Below are 17,501 nucleotides of genomic sequence, written 5' to 3'. Positions count from 1 at the left end.
GGCCTGACATGTGAAGAAAGAGAGGGCGGGCGCCCGTTCCCGGACGCCCGCCCCACAGCCGTAGAAGTTACGAAGTTACGGTGTGACCTTCTCGATCTTCACGCTGCCGATGCCCGCGACCGTGCCGCGCGCGTTCACCAGCTGGACCTGGCCGAAGAACTCGCGTCCGGCGGGCGCCGCGGCCGCGGCGGTGACCGAGCCGGACACCGTCGCCGAGTCGCCCGTGCCGAGCTTCACCGGCGTGGACGTGTCGACCGTGACCGTGCCGAGCGCGGACGAGAAGAACACGTCCTGGTAGTCGTACGCGGTCGAGCCCGACGGGACCGAGTAGCCCGCGACCTCGATGGTGTACTTCCCGGCGGCCGGGTTCGCGACGGAGACCGCCTCCTCGGAGTCGCCGTCCGCGGACGAGCCGACGACGGTCCCGGCGGCGTTCTTCACCGTCAGGTCGAGGTCGGCGGCCGTGTCGGAGACATTGCCGATGGCGACGTCGAGGGACGTGGCGCCCGCGGGCACCTCGACCGTGGTGGTCTGCGTCGCGCCTTCCGCGATGGTCGGCCGCGCGGTCAGCGAGGAGCCGAGCGGGCCGCCCTTCAGGGTGCCGTCGAGCGCGGCGTAGTTGTTCGTCACCTTCCAGGAGGCGGTGGCCGGGGTGCCGACCTTGGCCTCGGGGACGGTCACGACCGCCGGGTCGAAGGCCGCGCCGAGCACGGCGACGTCCAGCTTGTACGGGTTGTCGAGCAGCGGCGACGTACGGCGCGACTCGACCTCGATCTCCCAGACGCCGGCCTGCGGGTCCGCGTACGAACGCACGTCGGGCTTGCAGCCGTTGCCGTCGAGGTAGTTGTTGTAGCAGTACGGGGTGCCGGTGTTGTCGACCGGAACGCCGTACGGGTGGATCGAGATGAACCGCGTCTGGCTCTTGTCCTTCAGCCCGCTCATCGCGACCTCGAGGGACTTGGCGCCCTCGGGGACGGTCAGGAAGTACGACTGCGTGCTGTTGCGCTGCACCGAACTCGACGCGGAGTAGGTGTACTTGACCGGGGCGGAGACGACGACGGTCGACAGGATCTGCTTGTCGATGCCCTCGGTCCTCGGGTCGTCGACCTCGAGGATCGCGCTCTTCAGACCGGCCGACTTCGGGGCGGCCTGGACCTTGACGGTCACCGGCTGGTTCAGCGGGAGCTTGACCTCGTCGGAGCCGACGATCCTGAAGGTGCCGGCGGCGTTGTTCTCGAAGTACAGCTCGTGGCGGATCGCCCGGTCGGCGCCGGACGTACGCGTGATGGTGATGTCGTACGTCTTCTTGTCACCGGCCTTGAGCCCGCCCTCGCGGTCGTACAGGCCCGTGCCGAAGCCCGGCGTCTTCAGCGCGTAGTCGATCGCGGTGTCGACCGGCGCCTTGACGGTGTAGTCGTGGGCGGTGGCGCCGTCCTTGATGGCGTCCCAGGCGTCCCCGATGTTGATGAGGCCCGCACCCTCCGCGTACGCCTGAACACCCGAGATGTGATCGGCGGTCGAGGTCAGCGCCGTGCGCAGGGTGGCGGGCTTCAGCTCGATGCCCTTCTGCTTGGCGGCGCTCAGCAGCAGCGCGGAGGCGCCCGCGGCCTGCGGCGACGCCATCGACGTACCCTGCAGCATCGAGTAACCGGCCGGCAGCGAGTAGCCCGCCTCGGCGACCGGGGAGCCCGGCAGCCAGGTCTGCGTGGAGTTGATGGAGGCGCCGGGGGCGCTCAGCGTCGGCGTGAAGCCGCCGTCCTCGCGCGGGCCGCGCGAGGAGAAGGGCAGCATCGCGTAACTCTTCTCCACCTGTGAGCCGTAGTTGGCGGCCCAGGTCTCCTTGGAGATGGTCGCGCCGACCGAGATGACCTTGTCGGCGAGGCCCGGGTCACCGATGGTGTTGGCGCCGGGGCCCGAGTTGCCCGCGGAGATCACCAGCTGGACGCCGTAGGTGTCGATGAGACGCGTGTAGAGCTCGGCGCGCGCGTTGTTGCCGTCGTTGAGCGCGGGCAGACCGCCGATGGACATGTTGACGATGTCCACGCCGCGCTTGGTCACGAGGTCGATCATGCCCTCGGTGAGCGCGACGTTGGTGCAGCCGCCGGTCCAGGTGCAGGCCCGCGAGGAGACGATCTTCGCGCCGGGGGCCGCGCCGTTCATCCTGCCGCCGAACAGGCCGTTCGCGGAGGTGATGCCCGCGACGTGAGTGCCGTGCTCGGACTCGATGACGCCGATGTTGACGAAGTCGGCCTTCTTGCCGACCCAGTCGCCGCCGTACGGGTCCATCGGGACGTCCTTGCGGATCTCCACGACGAACGGCTGCCGCTCGACGACGTCGGTCGAGGGGTTGTCGGTGCCGAAGTAGCCGATCTGGTAGCCGTCCTTGTACGGCTTCATCGGCTTGTCGTCGGTGAAGTCGTTGTTGTTGTTCAGGTCGACGGTGACCGTGCCCGCCGCGGCGTCGTACAGGACGCCCCACGCGTCGGTGGTGTCCCCGTCGCGGTTCGCGTCGCCCTTGGCGTCGCCGCCCGTGGTCGCGGACTCCTTGAACGTGCTGATCTCGTACGAGCCCGCCGGCGCCGTCCACGTCTTGCCGCTGTAGGTGAAGGTGGGCCCGGACACCGCGGTGACCATCGCTCGCCAGGTCGCGTCGCCGTCCACGATCGGGTCGGTCGAGGTGACCCAGTCGACGATCTTGCGCTCGCCGGTGGTGGTCTTCTGCAGCGCGGGGTGGCCCAGGTCGACACCGGAGTCGAGGATGCCGATGGTGATGCCCCGGCCGTCCGCCTTCGGGTGGTCCTTCACGAAGTCGACGGCACCCGTCTCGAAGGACGGGTTGTACGGGTTCTCGGCGGGGGTGCTCTTGGACGGACCGGAGTACGTGGCCGTCGAAGTGGCCTGCTCCTTGGCGCCCTTGGCCGTGTCGGCGCTCGGCGTCGGGTCGTCCAGCGCGATCTCCTGGCGCAGGTCGATCCCGTGCACCGAGGACAGCTTCGCGGCGGCGGCGATGGCCGAGTCGGCCTTGCCGGTGGGGACGGTCGCCCGGACGTAACCGAGCTTGTCGTAGGTGCGGCCCACGGAGCCGCCCTTGACCGCGTCCAGCTCCTTGGCGACCTGCTCGGTCTGGCCGGGAGCGGTGGCGATCATCATCGTGACGTTCTTGTCGCCGTCGGCCTTGGCCTCGGCGAGGAGGTCGGCGTCGGCCGATCCGAGCTTGGCGGCGGCGGACTTGGTGCCCGGGTCGGCCGCGGGGGCGTCCGTGCCGGCGTTCGCGGAGAAGGCCATGGGTATCGGCCCGGCCGCGGAGAGCGCGGCCACCAGGCCCGCGGCCACGGCTATGCGGGCCACGCGTCTCGCGCCCGATATCGGAGCGCGCTGAGGGTCGGAGGTCATCTGCATCCCTTGTAGGTAAAGGAACGAGCGTGGAGCGACCGGTCCCGACGTTCCTTCGGAACGCGATCGCGTCAGTCCGGTATGTGGACCCGGATGACCGCTCAGCTTTACCTAAGGGGCAGTTGTTTGGGGAGAGTTGACCGAGGCGGGATGGAGTCATGGCGTAATTCCGCCATGCGTCACGCCGGTGATAGTGCGCTATGGGGAGAGATGTCGGTCGGTAGGGGTATCCCTCTTTGTCGACTTAACTCTCTTTCGTACGCGCGTAGTGGCGGGACGCCTTCGCCCGGTTACCGCACCCCGCCATCGAGCACCAGCGCCGGGTGCCGTTCCGTGAGGTGTCGAAGAAGTGCAGGATGCACGAGTCGTGGGCGCAGTGGCGGATGCGGTCGGGGGCGGTGGCGAGCAGCTCCAGATAGTTGCGCGCGGCGAGCCAGGCGGGACCCCAGGCCGTGTCCTTGAACTCGACGCTCTCGCCCGGCCCTCGGGGGCTCAGTGTGGGGCGCGTCCGCCCGTGCGCGAGGACGGCGTCGACGCGATCCGCCGCTTCCTCCAGGGATCCGTCGACCACGGCGCGCAGGGCGTCGCGGGCCTGGAGCACGTGCCGCAGGGTCGCCTCGTCGGCGACAGGGTCCAGTTCGTTCGCGGCCAGCCACACCGCGAGCCCTTCGGTGTCCGTGAGCAGGTCCCGCACGGCCCCTTCATGCATCCAGCGGGTGTTGAGCAGGTCGAGCGCGAGCGGCTCACCGGTGAGTGGACGCGGGTCGGTGGCGGCGGGCATGGCGGGGCTCCCTTCATGGCTAACCGGTCAAGACTACGTGACCGGTTGCATGTATCGATTCTAACCTTTAACCTCGACTACGACGGTTAGCCCTGCTGGGGGCGCCACCAATAGAGGGGACTGTCATGGCACCGCGCACCGGCCACATCGGCCTGAACGTCACGGACCTCGACCGCTCGCTCGCCTTCTACCGGGACGTCCTCGGCTTCGGGGTGATCGGCGAGGGCAAGGAGGAGGAGCGGCGGTACGCATTCCTGGGGGAGGGCGGCAGCCCTGTGCTCACCCTCTGGCAGCAGGCGCAGGGGGCGTACGACAACGGGCGCGCCGGCCTGCACCACCTCGCGCTCGAAGTCGACTCGGTCGACCAGGTCAGGGAGTATGAGACGGCCCTGCGCGCCTACGGTGTCGACTTCGCGTACGAGGGTGTGGTCACCCACCGCGAGGGCGCGGCCTCCGGCGGCATCTTCTTCCACGACCCCGACGGCACCCGCCTGGAGATCTACACGCCGAGCGGCGCCGAGGAGGCACCGGCGCCTTCGGAGTCGGCGCCGACCTGCGGTTTCTTCTAGGGGACGGGTACGACTCTCAAGGGGCTGTCATGACCTACCACTCCGGCTCGCGCGCCGTGCAGGACCGGGTCGGCGTCCGCGACCTCGCCGATCATGTGGGGCAGGCCATCGGACAGGGCATCCGCCCGGTGGCCGCCGCCTTCCTCGAACTGCAGCCGATGCTGATCCTCGGCGCAGCGGACCCGGAGAGCGGCGCGGTGTGGGCCTCGCCGCTCACCGGGGCGCCCGGTTTCGTACGGGCCACGGGGCCGCGCCAGATCTCGGTCGCGGCCGGGGTCGGGCCCGGCGACCCGCTCACGCCGGCGCTCTCCACGGCGGGCACCCCCGTCGCCACGATCGCGCTCGACCCGCGCACCCGCCGCCGTATGCGCCTCAACGGACGGGCCCGCCCGACGCCCCGCGGGTTCGCGGTCGAGGCCGACCAGATCTTCTCCAACTGCCCGAAGTACCTGCAGAAGAGGGAGTCGTACGAGACGGTCGACCGTGCGCCCGGCGTGCCACGGCGCGGCGCCGGACTCTCCTCCGTCCAGGCGGATTTCATCGAGGCCGCCGACACCTTCTTCCTCGCTACGGTCCACGCGCACGGGGCCGACGTGAGCCATCGGGGCGGCAACCCCGGATTCGTACGAGTCGACTCGCCCTGTGAGCTTCGGTGGCGCGACTACCCCGGGAACTCCATGTTCCTGACCCTCGGCAACCTGGCGGTCGACCCACGGGCCGGGCTGCTCTTCCTGGACTGGGAGTCCGGGGCGGCGCTCCAGCTCACGGGCACGGCGCGCACGGAGTTCAGCAAGGACGGGGAGCGAACCGTCCGCTTCACCCTCACGGAGGTCGTGGAGACACCCGCGGCCAGTCCGCTGCGCTGGTCGGCGCCCGAGTACTCGCCGGCCAACCCGTCGGCGAGCGCCGGGGAATAGGTCCACTACCCCGGAAAATGAACACGGAGTGACCGTCTCCCGGCCGTTCGGAGAGGTGTCATGGACGCGCAGGGTGTTCCAAGATCCACGTACGGTGATCGGCGCTGCCCGTTGCTGCCCAGTTAACGTGCAGGTCATCCCCGGTGCCAACGATCCAGTGTGAGCGGGGAGTTCGCGAGTCGAGCGCCCCGCGACCACTGCCGACGCGTTCGCACTCGGGGAGACCGCGCCATGTCGCGCATACGCTCTGTCGCCACTGCCGCTGCCATGAACCGCCGTACGCTTCTCGCCGCCACCGGGGCGGTGTCCCTCTCCGCGGGGATCGGTCTGGCCCTGCGGCCCGGCTCGGACGCGCATGCCGCGACCAGCCACGCCGGCCAGGCACCCGTCGCCGACTCGCTCGCGCACTCCAGGGCCCAGTCCAGCGGGGTGGCCCCCGCCAGGCTGGCTCCCTACACGCGCGGCACCACTCTGAGCAGCGTCGCCACCCCGCGCTCCGGCTCCACCGGATACCGGCGGCTCGGCGGCGGCGCCGGCTGGAAGCGCGTCGTACGCAGCGAGCTCGCCTCGGCCAAATCCGGCCGGGCCGAGCGGCGCACCGCGCTCGCCGCGTTCGTGCAGCTCACCGATCTGCACCTGATCGACGCCCAGCACCCGCTGCGCCTGGAGTACCTGCGCGCCCAGAACAAGAGCGCCTGGCGTCCGCAGGAGACCCTGACCGTCGCGGGCGCCGTCTCACTCGTCGAGCGGGTCAACTCGCTGCGGGGAGCGCCCGTCACCGGCTCACCGCTGCACTTCGTCATGACCACCGGGGACAACACGGACAACAACTCCAAGACAGAGCTGGAGTGGTTCCTGAAGGTCATGAGCGGCGGCCGCATCAGCCCCAACAGCGGAGACCCGCGCCACTACGAAGGCGTCCAGGCCAGCGGCCTCAAGACCTACTGGCAGCCCGACGCGGCCCTGCGCGACGCCGACAAGCAGCTCGGCTTCCCGCGCATCGAGGGCTTCCTGGAGGCGGCGATCCGCGAGCTGCGGAGCCCCGGCCTCAAGCTGCCCTGGTACTCCACCGTCGGCAACCACGACGCGCTCCCGCTCGGCTGCTACAACTCGCGCGGCGACTCGTACCTCACCGACTTCGCCGTCGGCGGCAAGAAGTTGATGTCGCTGCCCGCGGCGGAGTGCACCGCGCTGGCGAAGAGCATCAAGGACGGCAGCAGCCCGAAGGGCACGGAGTTCCGGGACCTGCTCAAGGCGCACGCCCGGCAGATGCGCTCGGTCACGCCCGACGAGAACCGGGCCCCGTTCACGCCCGCCGAGTACATCCGGGCACACCTCGACCCCACGTACACCGGCCCGGGTCCGATCGGCCACGGATACTCCTCCGCGAACCTCGCCGCGGGCACCCAGTACTACACGTTCCGCATCGCCGAGGACGTCATCGGCGTCAGCCTCGACACCACCGACCCCGGTGGCCACTACGAGGGCTCCATCGGCACGGCCCAGCTCCGCTGGCTGGAGAAGACGCTGCGCGAGAACAAGGACTCGTACGTGATCGTCTTCAGCCACCACACCAGCAAGACGATGCGCAACCGCCACGCCGACCCCGCCCACCCGGCGGAGAAGCGCCACGGCGGCGACGAGGTCATCGCCCTCCTCGCCAGCTTCAGCAATGTGCTGGCCTGGGTGAACGGCCACACCCACAAGAACGAGATCATCCCGCACGCCGCCCCCGACAACCGCTCCTTCTGGGAGATCTGCACCGCCTCGCACGTCGACTTCCCCCAACTCGCCCGAGTGATCGAGCTGGTGGACAACAAGGACGGCACGCTCTCCCTCTTCACCACCCTCATCGAGTCCTCGGCCCCGCACACGACGGACTTCTCCGACCTCACCCAGACCGGCCTGGCGGCCCTGTACCGCGAGCTCTCCTTCAACTCCCCCGGCGCCCGCACGGACCTCTCCGGAACCTCGCGGGACCGCAACACGGAGCTGGTTCTGCAGAAGGGCTGAAACCCGCCCAACTGGCCCACGGGCAGGCAACCTTCACACCGGCCCGTCGAGTCCCTCCACCCGACCAAGCAGTTCGTCGGTGAAGGGGGAACGACATGTCAGTGCGTACGGGACTGGTGGGGGCGACCGCGGTGGCGGTGGCCGTGGTTCTGGGGGGACCCGCGGTGGCGGTGCCCGCCGGAGGGGACCATGCCTCGACCCGGCAGGCGATGGACGCGGCCGTGAAGGACGGCGTGCCGGGTGTGACGGCCACGGCGAAGGACAGGCACGGTACGTGGTCCGCCACGTCGGGCGCGGGCGACCTCCGGACGGGGGCGCCGCGCTCGACGGCGGACGACTACCGCGTCGGCAGCATCACCAAGACCTTCGTCTCCACGGTGCTGCTCCAGCTGGAGGCGGAGGGTCGTCTGTCGCTGGACGACACGGTGGGCAAGTGGCTGCCGGGTGTGGTGCGGGGCCACGGCCACGACGGCCGCGCGATCACGCTCCGCCAACTCCTCAACCACACGAGCGGCATCTTCAACTACACGGCGGACGAGGAGTTCGGCCGTACGTACTTCCTGAAGGACGGCTTCTTCCAGCACCGCTACGACACGAAGACACCCGAGCAGCTCGTCGCGATCGCCATGACCCACAAACCGGACTTCGCGCCGGGCACGTCCTGGAACTACTCCAACACGAACTATGTTCTCGCCGGCATGGTGATCGGCAAGGTCACCGGCCACTCGTACGCGTCAGAGATCCGCCACCGCATCATCGAACCGCTCGGCCTGCGCGCGACGTCCGTCCCCGGCACCAGGGTCACGGTCCCGCACCCCAGCAGCCGCGCCTACTCGAAGCTGGCCGAGACGACGACGGGCCCGACGTACGACGTGACGGAACTCAACCCGTCCCTGGCCTCCTCGGCAGGCGAGATGATCTCCAACTCCTCGGACCTGAACCGCTTCTACACGGCCTTGCTGCGAGGCAAGCTCCTCCCGCAGAAGCAGCTGACAGAAATGAAGACCACGGTCAAGGTCGACGACATCCCGAACGCGGGCTACGGCCTCGGCCTCATCGACCGCAAACTGACCTGCGGCGTCCACGTCTGGGGCCACGACGGCGGCATCCATGGCTCGACGTCCTCCGCCGTGACGACCGCGGACGGCCGTCACTCCCTCTCCTTCAACTTCAACGGGGACTGGTCGGGGGACAGCGACGCGGTGATCGAGGCGGAGTTCTGCGGCAAGTAGCCCGATCGTGTGGAACCGGCACCGAGCCTGGATTACAGGGCGTTCGGGCGCCCGTGAAGTTGGGCTCGGAGAGAGTGGGCCATGTGGTCTGCCTGGTCGGCTGTTACTCGCTCGTGCTCCGGGCGCCGAAGCAGTCCGAAGACGCCCGGCCCACGTTGCTCCGGAGGCAGGTCCGCCATGCGCGGCACGATGTGGAAGTGCACGTGAGCGAAGCCCTGGGCTTCGGCGAACTGGACGACATAGGTCTTGACGCAACCGGTCACGTCGCGCAGAGCGCGGGAGAGCTCGACTTGCCATGCCCCCAGGGCAGCCGCCTCGGCATCGGTGAGGTCATGGACGGCCGTGACGTGGCGCCGAGGCAGCAGCACCAGCCAGCCGGGCAGCGCGGTGTTGAAGTCATGGGCCACCCGCCAGTGCCGGTCGAATACGACGCACTCGCGTGGTGGAAGTTCGTCGAACTGTGCTTCCTGGCCGCACGCATAGCAGTCGGGAGTCGTCATGACCGAGATCGTAGAACTGCCTTGCCGCGACACTCCCGCAGGCCTGAGCGCAGGCAGGGCCCACGGAGGGTGACGCCTCCCCGCGCGGCGAGGCGCTGTGGCGCGGAACCCGGACCGCGAGGTGGCACGCGGGCCGGGCTCTCGTCCAGAACAGGGCAGCGCAGGCCAGGGCAGGACGGGATGGGACGTTGGGGCTCAGCCCGCGTCGTTCGCCGTGAAGGTGACGTCCCCCGTGTCCGCCGTGCCCCCGCGGCGACCGGGAGCGCTCTGCCACTGCCAGTAGAGGTTGGTGTGCGCCACCACCTGCTCGGGGGACGGTGCGCCGTACGCGGTGAGGTCCTCCGTGGTGTGGGCGTCGCCGACGAGTGTCACGTCGTAGCCGCGGGTGAAGGCGCCGTGGAGGGTGGAGCGGATGCACGCGTCGGTCTGGGCGCCGGTGACGACGAGGCGGCCCACGCCGCGGTCGGCGAGCAGCGTCTCCAGTTCGGTGTCCTCGAAGGAGTCGCCGTAGAGCTTGTGGACCAGGGGTTCCGAGTCGGCGCGGACCAGCTCCGGGACGTACTGCCAGTTCTGGCTGTCGCGCTTCAGGTCCCCGTCGTCGGAGTGCTGGACCCAGATCACGGGCACGTCCTGCGCGCGGGCCTTGTCGACCAGGGTGTTGATGTTCGCGATCACGCTGTCGCGGTTGTGGGAGCCGTCCACCACCCCGTTCTGGACGTCGATGACGAGCAGCGCGGTGTTCGGCCGGTCGGGCAGGGTCGTCATGGGGAATCTCCTGTCTCTGGTCTGGCTCTCGCCCTGGATCGATCCTGTGCGCTCCACGGTAGATCCGGCCACTGACAACGCCCCCTGGCGTTGCGTCGACCCACTCCCTGAGACCAGGGAGAAGTCGGCCATCTTGGTGGTGGGGGATGGGTCAATTCCACTTCCGCTTCACAGGTTTCATACAGGTTGGGTTCTGATGGCCATGCCCGGAGTCCGCGTACGGGCCATTCCGCTTCCGGGGGCGCTTTCCCGCCATGGGCCATGCGCGCCATCAATTTTCCTTGTTTCGCCTGTTCCAGCTGTGTCTAGAGTGACCGGGCGCTCGAAGGCCCTGACCAGGCCGTGTCCGAGTGAGCGCTTTTACGGGGGCGTTCTCGCGCCTCTCCCGCATGCCCGAATTCCGTTGAGAGGAACTCGTGAGAAAGCCACGCCTGCTCATTCCGTCCCTCGCCGCCGTGCTGCTCGCCATCCCGGTGGCCGCGGCCTCCCCGGCCTCCGCCGATGTCACGCCGGCCGCCCCGACGCACCGCTGCTACGACCGCATGGCCTGCTTCTACTACAACAGCAACCAGCAGGGCGCCCTGGCCACCATCGGGAACGGCGGCTACAACCTGGACAGCCAGGTCTTCAAGCCCGGCTCCGGGCCGGGCGCGGGCACGCAGCTGGAGGACCATGCCGCCTCGTGGGACAGCCGCACCCGCAACACCGCCTTCTGCGTGCACCGCGACCGCTGGTGGAAGGGCCCGTACAACTCGCTCAAGCCGCAGGGCCGCAAGAACCTCAGCTCGGCGCTGAAGAACAAGAACTCGTCCACGAACTGGTACCCCCGCCATGAGGACGGCACCAGCCACTGAGCGCCGCTGAAGTCACTGAAGCCACTGAGCGGGAAAGGAACCCCCCACCCATGCGTGCAAGAACCGTATCCACAGCCGCCGCGGCCGCCGTGGCCGCGCTCGCCCTCTCCGCCTGCGCGGGACAGAGCACCGCCTCCCACGACAACGCCGGCACCAAGGCCGGCACGAACGTGCAGGCCGCCCCTGTGCGCGCCGTCGCCGACATGACCCTGCCTCTGGACGCCTACCAGCTCTCTCCCGAGGAGTACGAGAAGAGCCAGCAGGCCACCTGGGCGCTCGTGAAGCCCTGCATGGTCGACCTCGGGTTCGATGACTTCACCTTCAAGCCCGCGCCCGTCGCGGACGGCCTCGAAGAGCACGAGGACCTCCGCTACGGCACCTACAACGCGACCGAGGCCGCCAAGTACGGCTACCGGCCCGCCTTCACCCACGCCTCCTCCCTCGCCGCCCGCAGCGGCGAAGTCGGTGGCCAGGAGCCGGAGTTCAGCGCCGCTGAGGAGGCCGCGCTCGACGGCCACTCCGCCGAGCGCACCGCCAAGGCCCCGAAGCGGGTGACGAAGACCGCGGCGGGGGAGACGATCCCGAAGGACGGCTGCTACGGGCAGGCCCTCGACAAGGTGACCAGCGGTTCGGCCGACACCTATCTCAACGACACCCTCGTGGAAGAGCTGGACGGCCAGTCGTACGAGAAGTCCCTCACCGACCCGAAGATCCGGGCCGCCTTCGCCTCGTGGTCGGCGTGCATGAAGGACAAGGGGTTCTCGTACGCGTCGCCGATCGACGCGAACAACGACCCCCGGTGGACGGGTGACAAACCCTCGAAGGACGAGATCGCGACGGCCACCGCCGATGCCCAGTGCAAGGAGAGGACCAGCCTGCTCACCGTCTGGCACGGTGCCGAGGTCGGCATCCAGAAGAACCTGATCGCCGCGCACTCCGACGAGCTGGCGCCCGTGCGCGCGGTGAAGCTCGCCACCGTCAGCAACAGCGACAAGGCCCTGTAGCCCGCCCGCATGTGAGGAGGGGCCCGCGAGACGATCTCGCGAGCCCCTCCTCTCCCCTCCTGATACGCCCCGGTCCGTCACTACCGGGGCAGCACCACGACGTACGCCGCCGGATCGCGGTCGTTCGAGGCCATCAGCGCGGTGCGTACCACCGTGGCCTGCTGCTCCATCGCCTCGCGGAGCTTCTTCGGGGTGATGTAGACGACGGTGATGCCCAGGCGCTCCAGGTGTTCGCGCTTGCGGGCGTACTCCGACCAGAGGGCGTCCTCGTCCTGGCGGGGAGCCCGGGTGTCCAGCTCCACCGCGACCGCCTGCTCGGGCCAGTACGCGTCCAGGCCGCCCAGGTGGGGGCCGCCCGGCAGGCGCAGGTCCACGTTCCACACCGGGTCGGGCAGGCCGTGTTCGCGGACCATGCGGTACAGGCGGTCCTCGGCGATGGCGCGCCCCTCGGCAAGCAGCGAATCCACCGCGTCCACCACGTGCGGGCGGCCGAGGAGCCGGGCCGCAGTCAGCTCGCGCACCACCGCCGCGGGTTCGCAGTGGCCGCCCCGCACCGCCTCCGTCAGCAGCCGGCGTACGGCCCCCGCGTCGGCCAGGTCCGCGACCGCGTCGGCGAGGGCGCGGGGCACGGGGGCGACCGGAACGCCCGTGACCTGTACGGGGGTCGGGAGGGACGGCGTACGGAGGATGCGGGCGCAGCCGTTGGAGCGGAGGCGGCGCAGACGCGGGACCAGGACGTCGATCTTGTCGAGGGAGAGGAGGGGCGGGGCCGAGGAGAAGCCGTGCAGCGTCAGCGCCGCCAGGCCCGTGATCAGGGCGTCCGCGTACGGCTGAGGGGCGTGCGGTTCCTCGGCGCCCGGCTGGGCCGGAATGGCGGTCGCCGGGCCGGGCACGGGCGAGCGGGCGGCGTACAGCAGGACCGCGTGCAGGCGTTCCTCGGAGGTGGGCGGGCCGGGGTGCAGGAGGAAGACGCCCGGGAGGATCTGCTGCCAGGGGCCGCCGGGTCGGCACCGCTCGTTCGTGTCGGCGGTGGTCACGCCGTGGGCGCGCAGCTGGGCGGTGGTCAGGACGCGCCGCTGTACGTCGGACAGGTGGCGGAGGGGGCGGGGGGAGAGCGGGGTGTTGTGGTTCATGACCCGGGGTTTCCCGCTCCGGGCCGGCCCTCTAACCGCTGTTACACGCCCGTCGACAAACCCGGACAAGCCCGTCCTAAAGTACGGACGTTCGAGTGCCGAAAGGCCCTGGTCCGGACGGGGAGTAATAGGGGTTACGGCTCTGAATACCTGTATTTCGTAACCACCGCGTGCATCGGATTACGTCACCAGAGCGTCGGCGCCCCCGCGTCGGCGCCGCGTCCGCACTCGCCGCCGGCGCCCCGCGTCGGCGCCGCGGCTGCACCGCGTCCGCACCCGCCGCCAACGCCCCGCGTCAGCACCCGCGTTCGCGCCGCGTCAGACCGAGGGCACCGGTCGGAACCGGTGCCCTCGGTCGCCAAGCAGTGAGCAGCGCTAGCCCTCCGCCGCCACATCGCACGCCTGTCCCCGCAGCGCGCGCGCCAGATCGTCCCGCGCCTCCAGCACCAGCCGCCGCAGCGCGGGCGCCGCCCCCTCGTGCGCCGCCAGCCACGCGTCCGTCGCGTCCAGCGTCTCCCGCGAGTCCTGGAGGGACGGGAACAGCCCCTTCACCACGTCCATGCCGATCTGGATGGACCGCTCCGCCCAGACCCGCTCGATCGCGTCGAAGTAGTTCGTGGCGTACGGCGCGAGCAGCTCCCGCTGGGACGGCTGCGTGAACCCGGCGATGGTCGCCTCGACGAGCGCGTTGGACAGCGCGTCGGACTCGACCACGGCCGCCCAGGCCTGCGCCTTGACCGCTGCCGAGGGGCGGGCGGCGAGGCAGCGGACCTGGTGGCGCTTGCCGGACGCCGTGTCGTCGCGGGCGAGTTCGGCCGAGAGCGCGGCCTCGTCGGCGACTCCGTACGCGGCGAGCGGTTCCAGGAACGCCCAGCGCAGCTCCTGGTCGACCTCAAGGCCGTCGATCTTCGCGGTGCCCTCCAACAGGCCCCGCAGCAGCTGGAGATCGGCTTCCTCGGACGCCACCGTCGCGAAGAAACGCGCCCACGTCAGCTGGTGCTGGCTGCCCGGCTCGGCGAGCCGCAGCTCCCGCAGCGCGCCCTCGGCGAGCAGGCGCCCGCCCTCCGCGCGCCAGCCGGGCGCCGCGTAGTACGTGAGCGCCGAGTTGGCCCAGGCGTGCAGCATCTGGAGCACACCGATGTCGGACTCACGGCCCGCGAAGCGCAGCACCAGGTCGATGAAGTCGCGAGCGGGCATGAGCGCGTCGCGCGTGAGGTTCCACAGCGCCGACCAGCACAGCGCGCGCGCCAACGGGTCGGTGATCTCGCCGAGCCGCTCCCGCAGGGTCGCCAACGAGCCCTCGTCGAAACGGATCTTGCAGTACGTCAGATCGTCGTCGTTGACGAGGACGAGCTCGGGGGCGTCGGCGCCGGCCAGCTCGTGGACGACCGTACGCGGGCCGTCGACGTCGATCTCGGCGCGCGCGTACCGCTCCACGGCGCCCTCGGGCGTGCGGCGGTACAGGCCCACGGCCACCCGGTGCGGGCGCAGTTCGGGGTGGGACTCGGCGGCCTCCTGGAGGATCGCCAGTTCGTCGACGCGCCCCTCGGAGCTCAGAATCACCTGCGGGGTGAGGGAGTTGACGCCGGCGGTCTGCAGCCAGGACCGCGCCCAGGCGGCCATGTCCCGCCCGCTCGTCTCCTCCAGCACCGACAGCAGATCGCCGAGGCGCGTGTTCCCGTAGGCGTTCCGCTTGAAGTAGCGCCGCGCGCCCTCCAGGAAGGCGTCCTGCCCGACGTACGCGACGAGCTGCTTCAGCACGCTCGCGCCCTTGGCGTACGTGATGCCGTCGAAGTTGAGCTTGGCGTCCTGGAGGTCGCGGATGTCGGCCGTGATCGGGTGGGTGGACGGCAGTTGGTCGGCGCGGTACGCCCACGCCTTGCGGCGGTTGGCGAAGGTGATCCAGCCGTCCTTGAAGCGGGTCGCGCCGACCAGCGAGAACGCGCCCATGAAGTCGGCGAAGGACTCCTTGAGCCACAGGTCGTCCCACCACTCCATGGTGACGAGGTCGCCGAACCACATGTGCGCCATCTCGTGCAGGATGACGTTCGCCCGGCCCTCGTACGACGCCTGGGTCACCTTGCCGCGGAAGATGAACTCCTCGCGGAAGGTGACGAGTCCCGGGTTCTCCATCGCGCCGAGGTTGTACTCGGGCACGAACGCCTGGTCGTACTTGCCGAACGGGTACGGGTAGTCGAAGTGGTCGTGGAAGAAGTCCAGTCCCTGCTTGGTCACCAGGAACACGTCGTCGGAGTCGAAGTGGGGTGCCAGGCCCTTGCGGCACATCGCGCCGAGGGGGATCTCCAGCGTCGTACCGTCGTCGAAGGTGCGGGAGTAGGAGTCGGTCACATAGTGGTACGGGCCCGCCGCGACCGCCGTGATGTACGTCGAGATCGGCTTGGTCTCGGCGAACTGCCAGACCCCGTCGTTGAGTTCACCGACGCCGTTGCTCCAGACGGTCCATCCCTGCGGGGCGCGTACCTCGAAGCGGAAGGGGGCCTTGAGGTCCGGCTGCTCGAAGTTCGCGAAGACGCGCCGGGAGTCGGCGGGCTCGTACTGCGTGTACAGGTACACCTCGCCGTCCTCGGGGTCGACGAAGCGGTGCATGCCCTCGCCGGTGCGGGAGTAGGCGCACTGGGCGTCGACCACGAGTTCGTTGTCGGCGGCGAGGTCCTCCAGGCGGATCCGGGAGCCGTCGAAGACCTCGCCCGGGTCGAGGTCCTTCCCGTTCAGTGAAACGGCGGTCACGCTCGGTGCGATCAGGTCGGCGAAGGTGGCGGCGCCCGGCTCGGCGCAGCGGAAGCGGATCGTGGTCACGGAGCGGAAGGTCCGCGGACCCTCCGCGCCGCCCTCGCCCGCGGGGGAGTCGCCGACGGCGGAGCGCAGGTCGAGGGACACGTCGTACCCGTCGACGGACAGCAGGGCGGCCCGTTCCCGGGCCTCGTCGCGGGACAGATTCTCACCGGGCACGGACGGCACTCCCTCAGCTGGTGTTCGGCATGCGGACAGGCCCGATCCTGCCATGTGCCCCTGACACCGGGCACCCGGGAATGGGGTGGACGACGGTTGGTGTTGCCTGAGGAAACGACCGTATTTCTAGGAGAGCCATGTCCCAGACCGCGAGCACCTCCGCCAAGACCCCCGTCGATTTCTGGTTCGACCCGCTGTGCCCCTGGGCCTGGATGACCTCGCGGTGGGTTCTGGAAGTGGAGAAGGTCCGGGACATCGAGGTCCGCTGGCACATCATGAGCCTCGCGGTGCTGAACGAGCCGAAGCTGGACGAGCTGCCCGAGGAGTACCGGGAGCTGCTGTCCACCAAGGCCTGGGCACCGGTCCGCGTGGTCACCGCCGCCTGGCAGAAGCACGGCGACGACGTCCTCGGCCCGCTCTACACCGCACTCGGCACCCGCATCCACAACCAGGGCGAGGGCCCGACCCGCGAGGCGATAGTCGGCGCGCTCGCCGACGTCGGCCTCCCCGCGGACCTGATCGACTACGCCGACCAGGAGAACTTCGAGTTCGACGCCGAGCTGCGCGCCTCCCACAAGGAGGGCATCGACAAGGTCGGCCAGGACGTCGGCACCCCCGTCATCGCCGTCCCCGGCGCCGACGGCGAACAGCTCGCCTTCTTCGGTCCCGTGGTCACCCCTGCCCCCAAGGGCGAGGACGCCGCCAAGCTCTGGGACGGCACGCTCCTCGTCGCCTCGGTACCGGGCTTCTACGAGATCAAGCGGACGCGGACGGCGGGACCGGACTTCAGCAACCTGTAGATCCTCCGGCTCCTCGGTCGGCGTACAGCGCGGACAGCCGGGGCAGCCTGCGTGACCGCTCCTCCTCGTCGTCGAAGTCGAAGCCCCAGGACGGATCCAGCTCCGGATACCGGATCGTGAAGCTGTCCTGGGGCACCTCCTCTCCCGTCGCCTCCTTATAGGCGTCCCAGGAGATGCCCAGCGCGTCCTCGCACTCCATCTCCATCCAGTCCTTTGCGGCCTCCCGCACGACCGGGAGCTCCGCGAGCGCGTCCGGATCGCCCACGGCCTGCTCGAACACCTCGCGCCCCTGCATGATCAGCCAGCCGCGGAAGTAGTCGAAGCCGTCGTCGGAGCAGCCGCCGTTGATCAGATAGGCGGCGGCCCACAGGGGAGCGCGGTAGGACTGCGCCATCAGGTCCCAGAAGACCTGCTGGGCGGCGACTATCTCCTCCACGGGCCGAGCGGCCAGTACCGCGGTGGCCCGCGCGGCGACCGCTTCGCCGTCCGCCGGGTCGGCTGCCTGCTTGCGTGCGTCTTCGACGACGCGCCAGAACTCTCCGGTGTCCATGGGAAGAAGCGTGCCAGGAG

General features: G+C 69.9%; 14 protein-coding genes. 7 read left to right on the top strand and 7 right to left on the bottom strand.

Annotated features, from left to right (window positions below):
• Window positions 1-75 precede the first annotated feature (75 nt).
• The gene (locus AB5J53_RS17705; protein WP_369246622.1) at window positions 76-3,393 is read right to left on the bottom strand and encodes a S8 family serine peptidase; all 3,318 of its coding nucleotides are present in this window, start codon (window positions 3,391-3,393) and stop codon (window positions 76-78) included.
• 244 nt (window positions 3,394-3,637) lie between these two features.
• Window positions 3,638-4,174 carry a CGNR zinc finger domain-containing protein gene (locus tag AB5J53_RS17700; RefSeq protein WP_369246621.1) on the bottom strand — a complete coding sequence of 179 codons (537 nt, stop codon included), beginning with the start codon at window positions 4,172-4,174 and terminating at the stop codon, window positions 3,638-3,640.
• 125 nt (window positions 4,175-4,299) lie between these two features.
• On the opposite strand from AB5J53_RS17700, the gene AB5J53_RS17695 reads away from it, so the two are divergent.
• The 4 genes from AB5J53_RS17695 (at window position 4,300) to AB5J53_RS17680 (ending at window position 8,905) form a co-directional block, all read left to right on the top strand.
• A complete protein-coding gene (locus tag AB5J53_RS17695; RefSeq protein ID WP_369246620.1) occupies window positions 4,300-4,743 on the top strand; it encodes a VOC family protein in 444 nt (147 codons plus the stop codon).
• 29 nt (window positions 4,744-4,772) lie between these two features.
• Window positions 4,773-5,660, top strand: a complete 888-nt coding sequence (locus AB5J53_RS17690) for a pyridoxamine 5'-phosphate oxidase family protein (RefSeq protein WP_369246619.1) — start codon at window positions 4,773-4,775, stop codon at window positions 5,658-5,660.
• Between the two features lie 231 nt (window positions 5,661-5,891).
• Window positions 5,892-7,673 carry a TIGR03767 family metallophosphoesterase gene (locus tag AB5J53_RS17685; protein WP_369246618.1) on the top strand — a complete coding sequence of 594 codons (1,782 nt, stop codon included), beginning with the start codon at window positions 5,892-5,894 and terminating at the stop codon, window positions 7,671-7,673.
• A gap of 95 nt (window positions 7,674-7,768) precedes the next feature.
• Entirely contained in the window at window positions 7,769-8,905 is a 1,137-nt protein-coding gene (locus AB5J53_RS17680; protein ID WP_369246617.1) for a serine hydrolase domain-containing protein, read from the top strand.
• Between the two features lie 32 nt (window positions 8,906-8,937).
• On the opposite strand, the gene AB5J53_RS17675 is transcribed toward AB5J53_RS17680, so the two are convergent.
• Window positions 8,938-9,405, bottom strand: coding sequence for an HIT family protein (locus tag AB5J53_RS17675; RefSeq protein ID WP_369246616.1), 468 nt, complete (start codon window positions 9,403-9,405; stop codon window positions 8,938-8,940).
• 195 nt (window positions 9,406-9,600) lie between these two features.
• A complete protein-coding gene (locus AB5J53_RS17670) occupies window positions 9,601-10,170 on the bottom strand; it encodes a cysteine hydrolase family protein (RefSeq protein ID WP_369246615.1) in 570 nt (189 codons plus the stop codon).
• Window positions 10,171-10,586: 416 nt separating this feature from the next.
• Between AB5J53_RS17670 and AB5J53_RS17665 the strand changes: the two genes are divergently transcribed.
• Both AB5J53_RS17665 and AB5J53_RS17660 read left to right on the top strand, forming a co-directional pair.
• Complete coding sequence (locus tag AB5J53_RS17665) at window positions 10,587-11,024, top strand: hypothetical protein (protein ID WP_369246614.1); 438 nt, start codon at window positions 10,587-10,589, stop codon at window positions 11,022-11,024.
• A gap of 50 nt (window positions 11,025-11,074) precedes the next feature.
• Window positions 11,075-12,028 (top strand): hypothetical protein, encoded by a 954-nt coding sequence (locus tag AB5J53_RS17660; protein ID WP_369246613.1) that lies wholly within the window; start codon window positions 11,075-11,077, stop codon window positions 12,026-12,028.
• An 80-nt stretch (window positions 12,029-12,108) separates the two neighbouring features.
• On the opposite strand, the gene AB5J53_RS17655 is transcribed toward AB5J53_RS17660, so the two are convergent.
• Both AB5J53_RS17655 and pepN read right to left on the bottom strand, forming a co-directional pair.
• The gene (locus AB5J53_RS17655) at window positions 12,109-13,161 is read right to left on the bottom strand and encodes a hypothetical protein (protein ID WP_369246612.1); all 1,053 of its coding nucleotides are present in this window, start codon (window positions 13,159-13,161) and stop codon (window positions 12,109-12,111) included.
• Between the two features lie 375 nt (window positions 13,162-13,536).
• Window positions 13,537-16,131 (bottom strand): aminopeptidase N, encoded by a 2,595-nt coding sequence (gene pepN / locus AB5J53_RS17650; protein ID WP_369246611.1) that lies wholly within the window; start codon window positions 16,129-16,131, stop codon window positions 13,537-13,539.
• Between the two features lie 137 nt (window positions 16,132-16,268).
• Between pepN and AB5J53_RS17645 the strand changes: the two genes are divergently transcribed.
• Window positions 16,269-16,931, top strand: a complete 663-nt coding sequence (locus tag AB5J53_RS17645) for a DsbA family protein (RefSeq protein WP_369246610.1) — start codon at window positions 16,269-16,271, stop codon at window positions 16,929-16,931.
• Here the strand turns inward: AB5J53_RS17645 and AB5J53_RS17640 are convergent.
• On the bottom strand, window positions 16,918-17,481 hold the full coding sequence (locus AB5J53_RS17640; RefSeq protein ID WP_369246609.1) for a DUF4240 domain-containing protein: 564 nt from the start codon (window positions 17,479-17,481) through the stop codon (window positions 16,918-16,920). The genes AB5J53_RS17645 and AB5J53_RS17640 overlap by 14 nt on opposite strands.
• Window positions 17,482-17,501 lie beyond the last annotated feature (20 nt).

This window comes from Streptomyces sp. R41 (assembly GCF_041053055.1).
GTDB lineage: Bacteria > Actinomycetota > Actinomycetes > Streptomycetales > Streptomycetaceae > Streptomyces.
The sequence above is the reverse complement of the archived record's forward strand: the minus strand, read 5'-3'. Positions and strand labels throughout refer to the sequence as shown.

What these genes read in the sequence shown, in the direction of transcription:
- AB5J53_RS17700 (WP_369246621.1), bottom strand. Translation starts at nt 4,174, where the DNA reads ATGCCCGCCGCCACCGACCCGCGTCCACTCACCGGTGAGCCGCTCGCG.
- AB5J53_RS17680 (WP_369246617.1), top strand. Translation starts at nt 7,769, where the DNA reads ATGTCAGTGCGTACGGGACTGGTGGGGGCGACCGCGGTGGCGGTGGCC.
- AB5J53_RS17690 (WP_369246619.1), top strand. Translation starts at nt 4,773, where the DNA reads ATGACCTACCACTCCGGCTCGCGCGCCGTGCAGGACCGGGTCGGCGTC.
- AB5J53_RS17705 (WP_369246622.1), bottom strand. Translation starts at nt 3,393, where the DNA reads ATGACCTCCGACCCTCAGCGCGCTCCGATATCGGGCGCGAGACGCGTG.
- AB5J53_RS17695 (WP_369246620.1), top strand. Translation starts at nt 4,300, where the DNA reads ATGGCACCGCGCACCGGCCACATCGGCCTGAACGTCACGGACCTCGAC.
- AB5J53_RS17660 (WP_369246613.1), top strand. Translation starts at nt 11,075, where the DNA reads ATGCGTGCAAGAACCGTATCCACAGCCGCCGCGGCCGCCGTGGCCGCG.
- AB5J53_RS17640 (WP_369246609.1), bottom strand. Translation starts at nt 17,481, where the DNA reads ATGGACACCGGAGAGTTCTGGCGCGTCGTCGAAGACGCACGCAAGCAG.
- AB5J53_RS17645 (WP_369246610.1), top strand. Translation starts at nt 16,269, where the DNA reads ATGTCCCAGACCGCGAGCACCTCCGCCAAGACCCCCGTCGATTTCTGG.
- AB5J53_RS17655 (WP_369246612.1), bottom strand. Translation starts at nt 13,161, where the DNA reads ATGAACCACAACACCCCGCTCTCCCCCCGCCCCCTCCGCCACCTGTCC.
- AB5J53_RS17685 (WP_369246618.1), top strand. Translation starts at nt 5,892, where the DNA reads ATGTCGCGCATACGCTCTGTCGCCACTGCCGCTGCCATGAACCGCCGT.
- AB5J53_RS17670 (WP_369246615.1), bottom strand. Translation starts at nt 10,170, where the DNA reads ATGACGACCCTGCCCGACCGGCCGAACACCGCGCTGCTCGTCATCGAC.
- AB5J53_RS17675 (WP_369246616.1), bottom strand. Translation starts at nt 9,405, where the DNA reads ATGACGACTCCCGACTGCTATGCGTGCGGCCAGGAAGCACAGTTCGAC.